15 protein-coding genes and 1 pseudogene are annotated in these 14,181 nt (G+C 71.4%); 5 read left to right on the forward strand and 11 right to left on the reverse strand.

What is annotated here, in order from left to right:
* Positions 1–42 precede the first annotated feature (42 nt).
* Positions 43–861 carry an enoyl-CoA hydratase/isomerase family protein gene (locus ASD62_RS07235; RefSeq protein WP_369818759.1) on the forward strand — a complete coding sequence of 273 codons (819 nt, stop codon included), beginning with the start codon at positions 43–45 and terminating at the stop codon, positions 859–861.
* Between the two features lie 42 nt (positions 862–903).
* On the opposite strand, the gene ASD62_RS07240 is transcribed toward ASD62_RS07235, so the two are convergent.
* Genes ASD62_RS07240 through dapE form a run of 8 tightly spaced genes read right to left on the reverse strand, consistent with a single transcriptional unit; the run spans position 904 to position 7,072 of the window.
* Complete coding sequence (locus ASD62_RS07240; RefSeq protein ID WP_056915382.1) at positions 904–2,205, reverse strand: hypothetical protein; 1,302 nt, start codon at positions 2,203–2,205, stop codon at positions 904–906.
* Positions 2,202–3,413 (reverse strand): hypothetical protein, encoded by a 1,212-nt coding sequence (locus ASD62_RS07245; RefSeq protein WP_056915383.1) that lies wholly within the window; start codon positions 3,411–3,413, stop codon positions 2,202–2,204. Before ASD62_RS07245 ends, ASD62_RS07240 begins: the two co-directional genes overlap by 4 nt.
* Positions 3,410–4,012, reverse strand: coding sequence for a DNA-3-methyladenine glycosylase I (locus ASD62_RS07250; RefSeq protein ID WP_056915384.1), 603 nt, complete (start codon positions 4,010–4,012; stop codon positions 3,410–3,412). Before ASD62_RS07250 ends, ASD62_RS07245 begins: the two co-directional genes overlap by 4 nt.
* Positions 4,009–4,497 (reverse strand): SRPBCC family protein, encoded by a 489-nt coding sequence (locus tag ASD62_RS07255; RefSeq protein ID WP_056915385.1) that lies wholly within the window; start codon positions 4,495–4,497, stop codon positions 4,009–4,011. The genes ASD62_RS07250 and ASD62_RS07255 overlap by 4 nt, the downstream gene beginning before the upstream one ends.
* A 4-nt stretch (positions 4,498–4,501) precedes the next feature.
* Complete coding sequence (locus tag ASD62_RS07260) at positions 4,502–4,801, reverse strand: DivIVA domain-containing protein (protein ID WP_056915386.1); 300 nt, start codon at positions 4,799–4,801, stop codon at positions 4,502–4,504.
* Between the two features lie 38 nt (positions 4,802–4,839).
* A complete protein-coding gene (locus ASD62_RS07265; protein ID WP_056915387.1) occupies positions 4,840–5,091 on the reverse strand; it encodes a hypothetical protein in 252 nt (83 codons plus the stop codon).
* 55 nt (positions 5,092–5,146) lie between these two features.
* Positions 5,147–5,926 carry a TIGR00730 family Rossman fold protein gene (locus ASD62_RS07270; RefSeq protein ID WP_235529069.1) on the reverse strand — a complete coding sequence of 260 codons (780 nt, stop codon included), beginning with the start codon at positions 5,924–5,926 and terminating at the stop codon, positions 5,147–5,149.
* Between the two features lie 9 nt (positions 5,927–5,935).
* Entirely contained in the window at positions 5,936–7,072 is a 1,137-nt protein-coding gene (dapE, locus tag ASD62_RS07275) for a succinyl-diaminopimelate desuccinylase (RefSeq protein ID WP_082580970.1), read from the reverse strand.
* Between the two features lie 57 nt (positions 7,073–7,129).
* On the opposite strand from dapE, the gene dapD reads away from it, so the two are divergent.
* Positions 7,130–8,062 carry a 2,3,4,5-tetrahydropyridine-2,6-dicarboxylate N-succinyltransferase gene (gene dapD, locus ASD62_RS07280; protein ID WP_056915388.1) on the forward strand — a complete coding sequence of 311 codons (933 nt, stop codon included), beginning with the start codon at positions 7,130–7,132 and terminating at the stop codon, positions 8,060–8,062.
* A 2-nt stretch (positions 8,063–8,064) separates the two neighbouring features.
* Complete coding sequence (locus ASD62_RS07285) at positions 8,065–8,952, forward strand: hypothetical protein (protein WP_056915389.1); 888 nt, start codon at positions 8,065–8,067, stop codon at positions 8,950–8,952.
* Between the two features lie 201 nt (positions 8,953–9,153).
* On the opposite strand, the pseudogene ASD62_RS07290 reads toward ASD62_RS07285, so the two are convergent.
* The 3 genes and pseudogenes from ASD62_RS07290 to fdxA form a co-directional block, all read right to left on the reverse strand.
* Positions 9,154–10,445: pseudogene (locus ASD62_RS07290) on the reverse strand (citrate synthase); the annotation flags it as partial.
* A 104-nt stretch (positions 10,446–10,549) separates the two neighbouring features.
* Positions 10,550–11,671, reverse strand: a complete 1,122-nt coding sequence (dapC, locus tag ASD62_RS07295; protein ID WP_304438293.1) for a succinyldiaminopimelate transaminase — start codon at positions 11,669–11,671, stop codon at positions 10,550–10,552.
* Positions 11,668–11,994, reverse strand: a complete 327-nt coding sequence (gene fdxA / locus ASD62_RS07300; protein WP_056917233.1) for a ferredoxin — start codon at positions 11,992–11,994, stop codon at positions 11,668–11,670. The genes dapC and fdxA overlap by 4 nt, the downstream gene beginning before the upstream one ends.
* Before the next feature lie 21 nt (positions 11,995–12,015).
* On the opposite strand from fdxA, the gene ASD62_RS07305 reads away from it, so the two are divergent.
* Both ASD62_RS07305 and ASD62_RS07310 read left to right on the forward strand, forming a co-directional pair.
* Positions 12,016–13,095: a GNAT family N-acetyltransferase gene (locus ASD62_RS07305; protein WP_162254755.1), complete on the forward strand. Its 1,080-nt coding sequence runs from the start codon at positions 12,016–12,018 to the stop codon at positions 13,093–13,095.
* Positions 13,092–13,505 (forward strand): VOC family protein, encoded by a 414-nt coding sequence (locus tag ASD62_RS07310; RefSeq protein WP_056915391.1) that lies wholly within the window; start codon positions 13,092–13,094, stop codon positions 13,503–13,505. The genes ASD62_RS07305 and ASD62_RS07310 overlap by 4 nt, the downstream gene beginning before the upstream one ends.
* The last annotated feature ends 676 nt before the right edge of the window (positions 13,506–14,181 follow it).

Consider the following 14,181-nt stretch of genomic DNA (forward strand, 5'->3'; position numbering starts at 1 on the left):
CAGCCCCGGGCGACCCGGTGGCCGCAGGGCATGATGTCCGGCATGACCCAGAGTCCTGCAGCGCCGCAGCCCCCTCACCTGCCCGTCGTCGTCGAACGCGAGGGTGCGGTCGCCACCGTCAGGCTCAACCGGCCGGAGGCGATGAACTCCCTCGACACCCCCACGAAGGAGGCCCTGCTCGCGGCCCTGACGGAGGTGGCCGCCGACCCCACGGTCCGGTGCGTCGTGCTCACCGGCAGCGGTCGCGCCTTCTGCGTCGGCCAGGACCTCAAGGAGCACATCCGGCTCCAGCAGTCGGACGACCCGTCCCTGTGGGAGACCGTCCCCAAGCACTACAACCCGATCGTCGAGCTGCTGACGACGATGAACAAGCCGGTCGTGGCCGCGGTCAACGGGGTCGCGGCAGGTGCCGGCGCCGCCTTCGCGATGGCGGCGGACTTCCGGGTGATGGTGGACACGGCAGGCTTCAACCTGGCGTTCGCCGGGATCGCACTGTCCTGCGACTCGGGTTCGTCCTGGAGCCTCCAGCGGCTCGTCGGCCCGGCCCGCGCCAAGGAGCTGCTCCTGCTGCCGCGCACGGTCCCCGCCGACGAGTGCCTCTCCCTCGGCCTGGTCACCCGGGTCGTCGCCGCGGCCGACCTCGACGCCGCCGTGCTGGAGCTGGCGACCACCCTGGCCAAGGGCCCCACGCTGGCGTACGGCTCGATCCGTCAGGCCGTCGCGTTCGCCGCCGGCCACGGCCTGGGCGAGTCCCTCGAGCGGGAGGGCGAGTACATGGCGCTCACCGGTGCCAGTGCCGACCACAAGGCGGCGGTGGCTGCGTTCCTCGCGAAGGAGAAGCCGGTGTTCACCGGCGAGTGACCGGCTGACGGACCGGCGGGCGGCCAGCGACCGGCGACACGGTCAGGGCGGGGCTGCCGCCCACGGCGTGTACGTCAGCAGGGTGCAGGTGAACCAGAACATGCCCCCGAGCAGGACGAGGGCCACGACGGCGACCCGGCGCCGCCAGTGCGGCACCACCCGCTCCCCCGTCGAGGTCCGCATCGCCACGGACGCCACGAGCGCGGCGATGGGGAAGTCGAGCAGCAGGAACCGCCACATGCTCGTGATCGGCCGGACGACCGCCAGCAGGTAGAGCGGGTAGGCCAGGGCCCAGACCCGCAGCTCGATCGCCAGCCAGCGGCCGTGGCGGCCGACGATGAGGGCGATGTACGTCGCCACGAGGCCGACGAGGACCGCCACCCCGACGACGCCGTGGCCGTCCCACGCCCACGACAGCCACAGCACGAACGGCCCCGACTCCGGCCTCTGCCCCCAGGCGGCCTGCACGTCGAAGAACGCCATCGGCAGCCCGCTGGCGATCCCGACGACGACGGGCCAGGCGATGGAGGAGGCGGCCGTCGCCAGCAGCATCAGGGCAGCGGTCGTCCGCTGCCCGGTCAGCGGCCGCGTGCCCGCCGCCCGGTCCTCGCGCCAGCGCAGGGCGAGGTGCGCGATCGCGGCACAGGCGATCGCAGGGGCGGCGGCACGCGTGAACCCGAGCCCGATCGTGACCAGTGCGACGAGGGCGTACTGCCGCCGCATCAGCAGGAGCAGCGACCCGGCGATGAGCACGCCCGCGAGGGCCTCGGTGTACGGCATCACCAGCACCGAGGTCGCGGGGTAGAGGCACCACAGGATGCCCGCGACGAGGGCCAGCCGCTCGCGGGCCGGCTGCGGGGCCGCGTGCAGGGCGAAGTTGAGGCACTTCCACACGAGGATCGTGCAGACCGCACCGAGGACGAGGTTGAGCAGGACCGCGGACACCTCGGAAGACATCCCCGTGACCATGAGGGCGCGGACGAGCATCGGGAACGCCGGGTAGAACGCCCATGCGCTGTAGGTCAGCAGCCCGGTGTCGGGGTCGGCAGGCAGTGGCACGGGGTAGCCGTCGACGGCCACCCGGCGGTACCAGACGCTGTCCCACCCACCGAGGACGTCACCGATCGTCGGGTGGAGGTGGCCCACCCCCGCAGGGGTCTGGAACCACGTCGCGGCGACCGCCATGGTGACGAACACGAGGACCCGCGTCACGGCATACCAGAGGAGCAGGAAGACGACGGGGCGGCGCAGGGCCCACCCGGCGGCGGCGCTGCGGCCGCTGGAGGTGAGCAGGGAGGAGGTCAGCAGGGACGGGACGCTGCGGACGCGGGCGACGGCGGTCACGGCGGGTAGTCCGCCGGCGCGTGGTAGACGAGCAGCTTCCAGATCCAGGCGACCTGGCCCACGATGCCCGCAGCCACGAGGAAGCCGACGCGGACGGTCAGGTGGCGCGCGGCCCGCTCGAGCCAGCCGCCGCCGAGCACCACGACGAGCAGCGGGAACAGTGGCAGGGCGTAGCGGAAGATGCTCGTGAAGGGGTCGAGGACGACCGCGAGGTAGGCGGGGTACGCCAGGCACCAGACCCTCAGCTCGGGGCCGAGCCTGGTCGCCCAGGGGCCGCAGGTGAGCACGACGATGGTCGTCACGAGGGCGGCCAGCCCCACGGGGCCGTAGACGGCGGCACCGTCGAAGTCGCGGAAGGCCCACTGCGACATGCCCAGCCAGGGCTTGAGCGGGGTGATCTCACCTCCGGCGCGCCACGCGGCCATGGTGTCGGTGTATGCCGTGCGGGACCCGGTCACCTGCCAGGCGATGAGGGGCCACAGCACTGCGCCCACCGCGGTGGTGGCGAGCGCGGCCAGGGCCGAGACGAGCTCACCCCGGGTGACGTTCTGCTGGCGGCGCCTTCGCCACAGCAGGAGCACGGAGACACCGACCACGACGACCACCGGCACGGCGATGGGCCGGGTGAGGCCCAGCAGCAGCGAGAGCCCGGCCACCATCCCCCAGCTGCGTCGGACCAGCGCCCAGAGCAGGCCGCACAGGACGAACATCGCGAGCGACTCGGTGTACGCGAGCTGGAGGGACACCGCCGCCGGGAACGCGGCCCAGACGGCGACGGCACCGAGGGCGACCCTGTCGCCCACCTTCTCGGCCAGCAGGCGGGCCATGAGGACGCTCGCGCCGAGCCCGGCGAGGAGGGCCAGGGTCGAGGCCACCACGGGGAACCCCAGACCCGCGGCCGACATGAGCATCCGCGCCAGGAGGGGGAAGAGCGGGTAGAACGCCCAGGCGTTCTGCGCGACGTGTCCACTGGCCTGGTCGACGGGCAGCGGGTTGGGGTAGCCCTGCTCCGCCACGTTGCGGTACCAGCTGCCGTCCCAGAGGACGGTCATGTCGATCGGCTCGACGGTCGGGCCGGTCCAGTCCGGCATCACCGCCTGGTCCCGGCTGGCCAGCACGAGGAGCAGGCCCGACACGGCCCGCAGGGCGAGGTAGACCAGCGCTGTCCTGACGGTCAGCGACCTGAGGAGGACGGCGCCCCTGCTCATGCGGGGCCCTGGTCCGCCCCGGCACCGACCCCCGACCGGTGGCAGCCCACGACGTGGTCGTCCACGAGGCCGCACGCCTGCATGGCGGCATACATCGTCGTGGGGCCGACGAACACGAACCCCGCCTTCTTGAGGCCTTTGGCGAGGGCGACGCTCTCCGGGCTGGTCGCCCGGAAGTCCTCGGCCGACCTCGGCGGTGCGTGGTCGGCCGGCGCGTGCGACCAGACGAGGGCGTCGAGCCCGCCGTACTCCCGCAGCGCGAGCACGGCGGCGGCGTTGTGGATGGCGGCATCGACCTTGAGGCGGTTGCGGACGATGCCCACATCGGCCATCAGCCGGGCCCGATCGGCGTCGCCGAAGGTCGCGACCACCTCGGCGTCAAAGCCTGCGAACGCGGCGCGGAAGGCCTCGCGCTTGCGCAGGATGGTGATCCAGGACAGCCCGGACTGGAAGGCTTCGAGGGTGAGGCGTTCGTACAGCGCCTGCTCGCCGTGGACCGGCACACCCCACTCGGTGTCGTGGTAGGTGAGGTAGTCCGGGGTCGACCCGGCCCACGCGCAGCGCGCCAACCCGTCCGAGCCGACGAGGAGGCCGCTCACCGTCGGGACCCGGCGGCCCGCGCGAGCATGGCGTCGACGGCACGTCCGTAGAGCCACGTGCTGGCGCGGTCCAGCGCCGGCTCGAACAGGCGCTTGAACGGCAGTGGACGCACGACGACGTCCTCGACCCAGTCGAGCCGGGAACCCAGCACACCCGGGCTGCCGATGTGTGGTTCGGGGGTCACCGTCACCTCGGCCCACCCACCGAGCAGGCGTCCGGTCTTGACCACCCGGAACACCGCGGGGGCGGCGGGGTCGCTGTCGGGCGATGGTGGGTCCCACCGGGTGACGAGCATGGAGTCGGAGAAGACGAGCGGACCGGGCCCGCTGAGCCCCGCGAACCCCCAGCCGACCCGCGGCTCCCCCGCGTCCGTGGTCATCCGGGTCATCGGCATCCAGTCGCCGTAGCCCGCGAAGTCGGCGACGACGTCCCACACGGCGGCAGGACTCGCCGCGGTGTGCCGGGTGAGGTGGAGGGTGGCCATCTGCTCAGCGCACCGTGTCGCGGTGGCTCTCCGGCTCGGTGGCCGCGCGCGGACCCTCCAGCTCGGCGAGGCGGGACTGCAACCGGTCGAGGACGGCATCGACCTGGTCCATGCGGTAACCGCGCAGGGCGGTGTCGAAGCGCACGGCGGAGATCTCGTCGGACGCGAACCCGTCGGACAGGGCTGGTGAGCTCTGGGTGCTCGTCGCGTCCGCCATCGGGTCGTAGCCCAGCCGGCCCGTCACGAGCGCGGCGAAGCCGCCGATGAGCAGCACGGCGATGACGGTGAAGAAGACCCAGATCACGCAGGTGATCGTCGCACGAACTGCTGGGAGCGTCCTATTCAGCCTGCCGTGTCGAGGGCGCGGGAGTCCTCCCCCGACGCGGCGGGGGTCAGCGCACTGCGCGCGAGCATCTCCACGACCGCGGGGACGTCCTCGGCCAGGAGGCGGACCGTCGCCCGGCACACGGTGTCCTGCCAGATCGACAGCACCACCCGCCCGCTCTCCGGGTGACCGGAGATCCGCAGCGTCCGGCCGGCGACGTCGCGACCGACCACGACGTCACCCTGCCGTGGCAGCGGTGAGATGTTCACGGGTCCATCATCGCCCCGGCCAGCCCCGCAGTCCATGGGTCGATCGGGCCGGACGTCACTCGGGACGCTTGGCCGCCACCGTCTGGTCGGTCGAGGTGACGATGCGGACGGCCTCGTCGACGTCGTCGGTGAGGTGCAGGAGGTCGATGTCCTTCTCGCTGACCGTTCCCGCATCGAGGACCGTGCCGCGCAACCAGTCCAGCAGCCCGCCCCAGTACTCGGTGCCCATCAGGACGATCGGGAAGGACGTGACCTTGCGGGTCTGCACGAGGGTGACGGCCTCGAACAGCTCGTCGAGGGTGCCGAACCCGCCCGGCAGGACGATGAACCCCTGCGCGTACTTGACGAACATCGTCTTGCGCGCGAAGAAGTAGCGGAAGTTCACCCCCAGGTTCACGTGCTCGTTCAGCCCCTGCTCGAACGGCAGCTCGATCCCCAGGCCGACCGAGGCCCCGCCCGCCTCACGGGCACCCTTGTTCGCCGCCTCCATGGCGCCGGGCCCGCCACCGGTGATCACGGCATACCCGGCCTCGACCAGGGCCCGCCCCACATGGGTGCCGAGCTCGTAGAAGGGCGTGCCGGGCTTCGTCCGGGCCGAACCGAACACGCTCACCGCCGGGCCGAGCTCGGCGAGCGCCCCGAACCCCTCGACGAACTCGCTCTGGATCCGCATCACCCGCCACGGGTCGGTGTGCAGCCACTCGCTGGAGCCGCGGCTGTCGAGCAGTCGCTGGTCGGTGGTTGTCCCGGGGACGCGCGAACCCCGCAGGGTCACCGGGCCGGTGTGGTACTCGTAGTCGCTCGCGCTGGTGATGTCCGTCGTCTCGTCACTCACGCGATCAACCTATGCGAGCCAACGCAGCAGGGCCGCCTCGGCGGACACGAGCTGCGAGACGGGACACCGCTCGTCGTCGTGGTGCGCGAGGTTGGGGTCACCGGGGCCGAAGTTCACCGCGGCGATGTCCATGGCCGAGAAGCGGGCGACGTCGGTCCAGCCCTCCTTGGCGATGACGGGCAGCCCGAGCGCCTCGACGAACGCCTTGGCGGCCGGGAGGTCCAGGCCGGGGCGGGCGCCGGGGGCGTTGTCGAGCTCGACGAGGTCATAGCCCTCGAACAGCTCGGCCACGTGGGCCAGCGCGACCTCCGGCGACTTGTCGGGGGCGTACCGGTAGTTGACCGTGACGACGCACTCGTCCGGGATGACGTTGCCCGCGATGCCGCCACGGATCCCCGTGGCGTTGAGGGCCTCGTGGTAGTCCAGGCCGTCGACCGTCACCGTGGCCGGCTCGTATGCCGTGAGGCGGGTCAGCAGGTCGGCGGCGGCGTGGATCGCGTTGCGCCCGTTCCACGGTCGGGCCGAGTGCGCCGCGAGGCCACGGGCGGTCACGTCGACCCGCAGGGTGCCCTTGCAGCCACCTTCGACCTGGCTGGCGGTCGGCTCGAGGAGGACGGCGAAGTCGGCGTCGGCGATCAGCTCGGGGCGCTGCTGCTGGACGTGCAGGAGGCCGTTGTGCTCGCTGTCGATCTCCTCCCCCTCGTAGAAGACGAAGGTGAGGTCGCGGCTCGGCTCGGTGACCAGGGCGGCCTTGAGCTGGACGGCGACGCCGCCCTTCATGTCGACGGTGCCGCGGCCCACGAGGTCGTCGCCCTCGCGACGGGTCGGCAGGTTGGCGGGAGCCTTGGTCAGCGGGACCGTGTCGATGTGGCCGGCGAGGACGACGCGCTCGTCACGGCCGAGCTCGGTGCGCGCGACGAGGGTGTTGCCGATGCGGGTGATTGTGAGGTGCTCCAGCGGCACGAGCGCCGCCTCGATCGCGTCGCACACCCGTCGCTCGTCGAGGCTGACGGACTCGATGTCGCACAGCGCCGCGGTCAACGTCACGACGTCGGCAGACAGGTCCAGCGGGACGAGGTCGTGGGCGGTGTCCTGGGGGCTGTCCTGGGTGGTGTGCTGGGGGGTGTCCTGAGAAGGGTTCGCCATGCCCACGACCCTATCCAGCGTCCGGATCCTCAGCCTCGCTCCCCTAGGCTTGCCCACATGAGCAGTGAGCGCAGCGCATGGGGTTTCGGACTGGCCACCACGACCGTCGACGGTGTGGTCCTCGACACCTGGTACCCCGAGCCGGCGCTCGGCGCACGCCCCGACGGTGCGAGCGTCCCCGAGGAGCTGCGCGCCCTCGCCGGCGCCGACGAGCTCCGTCGGGTGCGACGCACCGTCGTGGACGTGCAGGTCGACCTCGACGCGGCGCCGGCCGACCCCTCCGACGCGTACCTGCGCCTGCACCTGCTCTCGCACTGCCTGGTCGAGCCCAACAGCATCAACCTCGACGGCATCTTCGGGGTCCTCGCCAACGTCGTCTGGACGACCCAGGGCCCGTGCGCGGTCGACGGTTTCGAGATGACGCGCGCCCGGCTGCGCCTGCGCGGGACGGTCAACGTGCTGGGCATCGACAAGTTCCCCCGGATGGTCGACTACGTCGTCCCCACGGGCGTCCGCATCGCCGACGCCGACCGGGTTCGCCTGGGCGCGCACCTGGCGCCGGGCACCACCGTGATGCACGAGGGGTTCGTCAACTACAACGCCGGGACGCTCGGCAGCTCGATGGTCGAGGGCCGGATCTCCCAGGGTGTCGTCGTGGGCGACGGGTCCGACATCGGTGGCGGCGCATCGACGATGGGCACCTTGTCGGGGGGCGGCACCGAGCGCGTGCGCGTCGGTGAGCGCTGCCTCCTCGGCGCCGAGGCCGGTCTCGGGATCGCCCTGGGTGACGACTGCGTGGTGGAGGCGGGCCTCTACCTCACGGCGGGTACCAAGGTCACCCTCGCGGACGGGCGGGTCGTCAAGGCCCGCGAGCTGTCCGGTCACGACAACCTCCTGTTCATCCGCAACTCGGTGACCGGCACCGTCGAGGCCAAGGCACGGGACGGGCACGGCATCGTGCTCAACTCCGCGCTGCACGCCAACGACTAGCCGTGCCCAGCACCAAGCGGGGCACCGTCCTCTCCGAGCACAGGCCCCCGTCGCGGACCCGGCGCCTCGTCACCCGGGTCGTGCTGCTGCTGTTCGTCGCGGGACTCGTGGGTGCCGGCTGGATCGGGCTGCGCGGCACCCTGCACAACCTGGGCGGCCCCCGGTGCCAGGCCACCGCGCTGGGCACCAGCGTGGACTTCGACCCCAGCCAGACCGCATACGCCGCAACGATCGTGGCCATCGCGGAGAAGCGCGGCCTGCCCGCCCGGGCCGGCACGATCGCCATCGCCACGGCGATCCAGGAGTCCAAGCTGCGCAACCTGACCTACGGCGACCGGGACTCGGTCGGGCTGTTCCAGCAGCGGCCGAGCCAGGGGTGGGGCACGGAGAAGCAGATCCTCGACCCGGTCTACGCCACGAACAAGTTCTACGACGCGCTCGTCAAGGTCGACGGGTACGAGCAGATGCGCATCACCGAGATCGCCCAGAAGGTGCAGCGCTCGGCCTACCCCGAGGCGTACGCCGACCACGAGCAGGAGGGCCGCCTCATGGCCTCGACGCTCAGCGGCCACTCCCCCGGCGGCCTCGGCTGCCGCCTCGACGACTCCACGGGTGGCCGGCCCGCCGACCTGAGGGCCGCGTTGTCCAAGGAGCTCGGGGTGAAGGGCTCGGTCAAGGGCAGCGTCCTCACCGTCAAGGCAGGCTCCGAGCGGCAGGCGTGGAGCACGGGGTCGTTCGCGGTCGCCAAGGCGGCGCAGTACGGCGCCACGAAGGTCCGGGTCGGCTCGAAGGAGTGGACCCGCACCCGCGACACCGACGGCTGGACGTGGAAGTCGGTCAAGGGCGGCGCCGGCACCACCGTGACCGTCACCTTCCCGACCACCAGCTGACCCGACTTCGTCTGGCGAGTCGTCCGCATGGCCACTGCGGACCTGCGCGACCCCCGCCTGCGGCGAGAGCTCCTCGTCCTCCTGCATGCCCTGGTGGACTGAGGCACGTTCGGTGAGGTGGAACACCCGGTGGCGCCCTCCGCGCGGGCGGGCCGGAGGGACCCGGGTATGGCGCGAGGCCCGGTTCCGTGGGGAACCGGNGCGCTGAAGTCCACGTAGTCGCGCTCGGTGTGACCGGTGTAGATCTGGCGCGGGCGACCGATCTTGGTCTGCGGGTCCTCGATCATCTCGCGCCACTGGGCGATCCAGCCCGGCAGGCGACCGAGGGCGAACAGGACCGTGAACATCTTGGTCGGGAAGCCCATGGCCTTGTAGATCAGGCCGGTGTAGAAGTCGACGTTCGGGTAGAGCTTGCGCTCCACGAAGTAGTCGTCCTCGAGGGCGCGCTGCTCGAGCTGCAGCGCGATGTCGAGCAGCGGGTCCTTCACGCCGTCCTTGTTGATGATGGTGTCGGCGGTCTTCTTGATGATCGCCGCGCGCGGGTCGTAGTTCTTGTAGACCCGGTGGCCGAAGCCCATCAGCTTGACGCCGTCCTCCTTGTTCTTCACCTTGCGGACGAACGCATCGACGTCGCCACCGTCCTTGGCGATCCCGTCGAGCATCTCGAGGACGGCCGAGTTGGCGCCGCCGTGCAGCGGGCCGGACAGGGCGTGGATGCCGGCGGAGACCGAGTTGAACAGGTTGGCCTGGGCGGATCCGACGAGGCGGACCGTCGACGTCGAGCAGTTCTGCTCGTGGTCGGCGTGCAGGATGAGCAGGAGGTCCAGCGCCTTGACCATGTCGGGGTCGAGGTCGTACGGCTCGGCCGGGAAGCCGAACGTCATGCGCAGGAAGTTCTCGGTGACCGACAGGGAGTTGTCGGGGTAGAGGAACGGCTGACCGACCGACTTCTTGTAGGCGTAGGCCGCGATGGTCGGAAGCTTGGCCAGCAGGCGCACGGTCGAGATCTCGACCTGCTCCTTGTCGAACGGGTCCAGGCTGTCCTGGTAGAAGGTGCCGAGCGCGGACACGGCTGACGACAGCACCGGCATCGGGTGCGCATCACGCGGGAACCCACCGAAGAAGGCCTTGAGGTCCTCGTGCAGCAACGTGTGGCGACGGATCTTGGAGTCGAAGTCGTCGAGCTCGGTCTGCGTCGGCAGCTCGCCGTAGATGAGCAGGTAGGAGACCTCGAGGAAGCTCGACTTCTCGGCGAGCTGCTCGATCGGGTACCCGCGGTAGCGCAGGATGCCCTGGTCGCCGTCGATGTAGGTCACCGCACTGTTGCAGGAGGCGGTGTTGACGAACCCGATGTCGAGGGTGGTGTTGCCGGTCTCCTTCATCAGCTTGCTGATGTCGTAGCCGTCGTTGCCCTCGGCTGCCTTGACCAGGGGGAGGTCGAGTTCGGTGGTGCCGGCCTTCAGCGTGGCGCCGGTGGATCCGTCATTGCTCATGCGTAACCATCCTCAAATGTCCCGGGGCGGGCACCCTTCACACGGCGTGCCTCGCGCACGCTCGACGCTACCCCAACCCACCGCACGGGCGGAAAACGGGCACCTCAGGCGAGGAGCCTGCCGACCGCGGCGTCGATGCGCTCGTCGGTCGCGGTCAGGGCGATCCGCACGTGCTCGCGCCCCGCGTGACCGTAGAAGGTGCCCGGTGCCACGAGGATCCCGCGCGAGGCCAGGGCGTCGACCGTCTCCCAGGCGTCCTCGCCCCGCGTCGCCCAGAGGTACAGGCCCGCGTCGGAGTGGTCCACGCGGAGGCCGAACGCCTCGACGGCTTCGCGCAGGGCGGCACGCCGCGCGCCATACCTGGCCTTCTGCTCGGCCACGTGGGTGTCGTCACCGAGCGCGGCCGTGAGGGCGGCCTGCACCGGCCACGGCACGATCATGCCGGCGTGCTTGCGGACCTCGAGCAGCTGACGAACGAGGGTCACGTCCCCCGCGACGAATGCGGCGCGGTACCCGGCGAGGTTGGACTGCTTGCTCAGCGAGTAGACGGCGAGCAGGCCCTCGTGGCTGCCGCCGCAGACCCGTGGGTCGAGGATGCTCGGGGTGGTCGGCTCGGTCGAGTCGCTGCGCCAGTCCAGCTCGGCGTAGCACTCGTCCGAGGCGACGACCACGCCGTGCTGGCGGGCCCAGGCCACGACCTTGGCGAGGTGGTCGATGCCGAGGACGCGACCGGTGGGGTTGCTGGGGGTGTTGAGCCACAACAGCTTCGGTGTCGTGGCGGCCGTCAGCGGCCCGAGCGCGTTGAGCCCGTCGACGACCTGGGGGGTCGCCCCGGAGAGGCGGGCGCCGACGTCGTAGGTCGGGTAGGCGATGCCGGGGAACCCCACGACGTCACCCGCGCCCAGGCCGAGCAGGGTCGGCAGCCACGCGACCAGCTCCTTGGACCCGACCGTCGGCAGGACACCGTCGGGGTCCAGGTCCGGGACCCCCCGGCGACGGGCGAACCACGTGGCGACCGCTTCACGCAGGGCCGGGGTGCCGTAGGTCTGCGGGTAGCCGGGAGCGTCGGCGGCAGCACGCAGCGCCTCCTGCACGACACCCGGCGTGGGGTCGACGGGGGTGCCCACCGACAGGTCGACGATCCCGCCCGGGACAGCGGAACTCGCCCGCTCCTTGTACGGAGCGAGCGAGTCCCAGGGAAAGTCGGGGAGCGAGCGGATGCTCACTCGTCGTGCTCCTGCGGGGGCAGGTCGGCGATGATCGGGTGGTCCTTGTTGATGATGCCGAGCTTGGCGGCACCGCCGGGGCTGCCGAGGTCGTCGAAGAACTCGACGTTCGCCTTGTAGTACTCGGCCCACTGCTCGGGCACGTCGTCCTCGTAGTAGATCGCCTCGACGGGGCACACCGGCTCGCAGGCGCCGCAGTCGACGCACTCGTCCGGGTGGATGTAGAGGGACCGCTCACCTTCGTAGATGCAGTCGACCGGGCATTCCTCGATGCAGGCCTTGTCCTTGAGGTCAACGCAAGGCTGGGCGATCACGTACGTCATGGCGGACATACTATGCGGCCTGTGCCAGCAGACGTGCGGAGGATCCCCCTCGGGTCCCGAGTGGTGGTCAGGTGGCGCCTCGACGCCCCCGACGAGGCCACCGGGGCGACCCTGACCGACAGCGTGGGAACCCTTGCGGAGCGCGACGCGCAGCACGTGGTCGTCGAGACCTCGCGCGGCCCTGTCACCATCGCGCTGGCGCGGGTGACCACCGCCAAGGAGGTCCCCCCGAAGCCGTCGCGCCGCGGCGCACCCCACCTGGCCCTGACCATCGAGGACCTCCAGCGCGTCATGGTGCCGGCGTGGGGCGCGGTCGAGCGCGGCGCCCTCGGTGACTGGCAGCTGCGCGCCTCGGCGGGGTACACCCAGCGCGGCAACTCGGTCGTCCCGGTGGGAAGCCCCGGGAGGCCCCTCGCCGCCGCGGTCGAGGAGGTGGAGCACTGGTATGCCGGGCGAGGCCTCCCAGCGAAGTTCGCCCTCGCGGGACCTCAGGGGTTCGAGCCCGCCGATGACTCGCTGGGGGCGCTGCTCCTGGCCCGTGGCTACACCGTCGGCAGCCGCACGCTGAACCTCACTGCCGCCCGGGAGACCATCGCCGCTGCCGACCCCGGCGGACCGGCGGTCACGATCGCGGACGACCTGTCCCCTTCGTGGCTGGAGGCCTACCACCGCACCCGGGCCACGGTGCCGGGCGCCACGGAGGCGGTCCTGAGCGGCAGCCCGCGCGTGCTGTTCGGCAGCATCACCCCCGGTGGCGGGCTCTCCCAGCAGCTGGGGCTCAGGGCTGGCGATGCGGCCGGTACCGCACCGATCGCCTTGGCACGACTGGGGATCGGCGCCGGGTGGGGCGGCCTGGGTGCGGTCTGGACCGACCCGGCATACCGGGGGCGCGGGCTGGCCGCGCATCTCACCGCGCGCCTCGCCGTCGCGCTCCGCGAGGAGGGCGTCTCGCTGCTCCACCTGCAGGTGGAGCACGACAACGAGACGGCGATCCGCCTGTACCGACGGCTGGGGTTCGTCGTGCACTCGTCCTACGCGTACCTCACGTCGCCGCAAACCGGTGGCGCACGGCAAGGGTCGGCGGGAAGAGTGGCGCCATGACGTCACGCATCTCGCACACCACGTTGGACTCCCGCGACGCCCACGCCCAGTCGGTCTGGTGGGCCGGGGTCCTCGGCTTCGGCGAGGACCCGCAGGACCCCAACCTGCCGGGGCACGACGAGTGCATGATCTTCTCGCCCGACGGGCGTCAGCGGGTGCTGTTCATCGAGGTGCCCGAGGCGAAGACGGTCAAGAACCGCATCCACTTCGACCTCTGGCCCACCGACCGGACGATGGACGAAGAGGTCGAGCGCCTGCTCGGCGCCGGGGCCACGATGGTCCACGACCTGCGGGACCACCGTGGCCCGGGCACCGGCTGGGCGACGCTCGCCGACCCGGAGGGCAACGAGTTCTGCGTGCTGCGCAGCGAGTCCGAGCGACCGGACCCCTACGCCCACCTGGTGCGGTAGGGCACCCAGCCGTCAGGCTGCGGCGACCGTGGCGTCGGGGACGAGCGTGCCACCGGTCCGGACCACCTTGGGCTTGCCCGCCCAGTTGCCACCCATGCCCATGACGCGGGAGACGTAGGCGGCGCCACCGGACACGGCGACGACCGGCACCGACTCCGGCGTGGCCGTGGCGCGGTTGGTCCACGTGTTCGTGATCAGTGCGGTGCCGCCCTGGACCATGATCAGCGCGGTGTCCTTCTGGTCCTTGAAGTCGGTGGGGCGGGCCATGCCGAAGTTGAGCTTGGTGTTCGTCAGCGAGACGCCGCCGCCCTTGACGACGATCAGGGCACCCATGGCGGGGTCGCCCGCGTTCTGGCCCTCGATGACGCAGTCACTGATGTCCAGGCCGCCCTGCTGGGAGGCCGGGCCCTCGACGAGGACCGCGCGGGAGCCACCGCGGGCCGTCAGGTAGAGGTGGCGCACCGCGGTCTTGGCCAGGTTGCTGAACCGCATGAGGTACTTGCCTCCGTTGGCGCCGGCCCAGCCGTAGTTCATGTCGCCGGCGACCCACAGGAAGTTGTCGGAGCCGCGCAGGGAGAACTGCGTGTCCTGCACCGCGACACAGGTCCAGGAGCCCTTCGTGGTGACCAGCGTCATCGAGAACGGGTCGGCCGGGGTGCCCAGGACGTGCTTGAAC

Origin of the sequence: Phycicoccus sp. Root563 (assembly GCF_001427915.1) — a bacterium.
GTDB lineage: Bacteria > Actinomycetota > Actinomycetes > Actinomycetales > Dermatophilaceae > Pedococcus.

Bases quoted from the DNA above. Each gene is read 5' to 3' on its own strand.
- ASD62_RS07255 (WP_056915385.1), bottom strand. From the start codon at position 4,497: ATGGCCACCCTCCACCTCACCCGGCACACCGCGGCGAGTCCTGCCGCC.
- ASD62_RS07245 (WP_056915383.1), bottom strand. From the start codon at position 3,413: ATGAGCAGGGGCGCCGTCCTCCTCAGGTCGCTGACCGTCAGGACAGCG.
- ASD62_RS07235 (WP_369818759.1), top strand. From the start codon at position 43: ATGACCCAGAGTCCTGCAGCGCCGCAGCCCCCTCACCTGCCCGTCGTC.
- dapE (WP_082580970.1), bottom strand. From the start codon at position 7,072: ATGGCGAACCCTTCTCAGGACACCCCCCAGCACACCACCCAGGACAGC.
- dapD (WP_056915388.1), top strand. From the start codon at position 7,130: ATGAGCAGTGAGCGCAGCGCATGGGGTTTCGGACTGGCCACCACGACC.
- ASD62_RS07310 (WP_056915391.1), top strand. From the start codon at position 13,092: ATGACGTCACGCATCTCGCACACCACGTTGGACTCCCGCGACGCCCAC.
- fdxA (WP_056917233.1), bottom strand. From the start codon at position 11,994: ATGACGTACGTGATCGCCCAGCCTTGCGTTGACCTCAAGGACAAGGCC.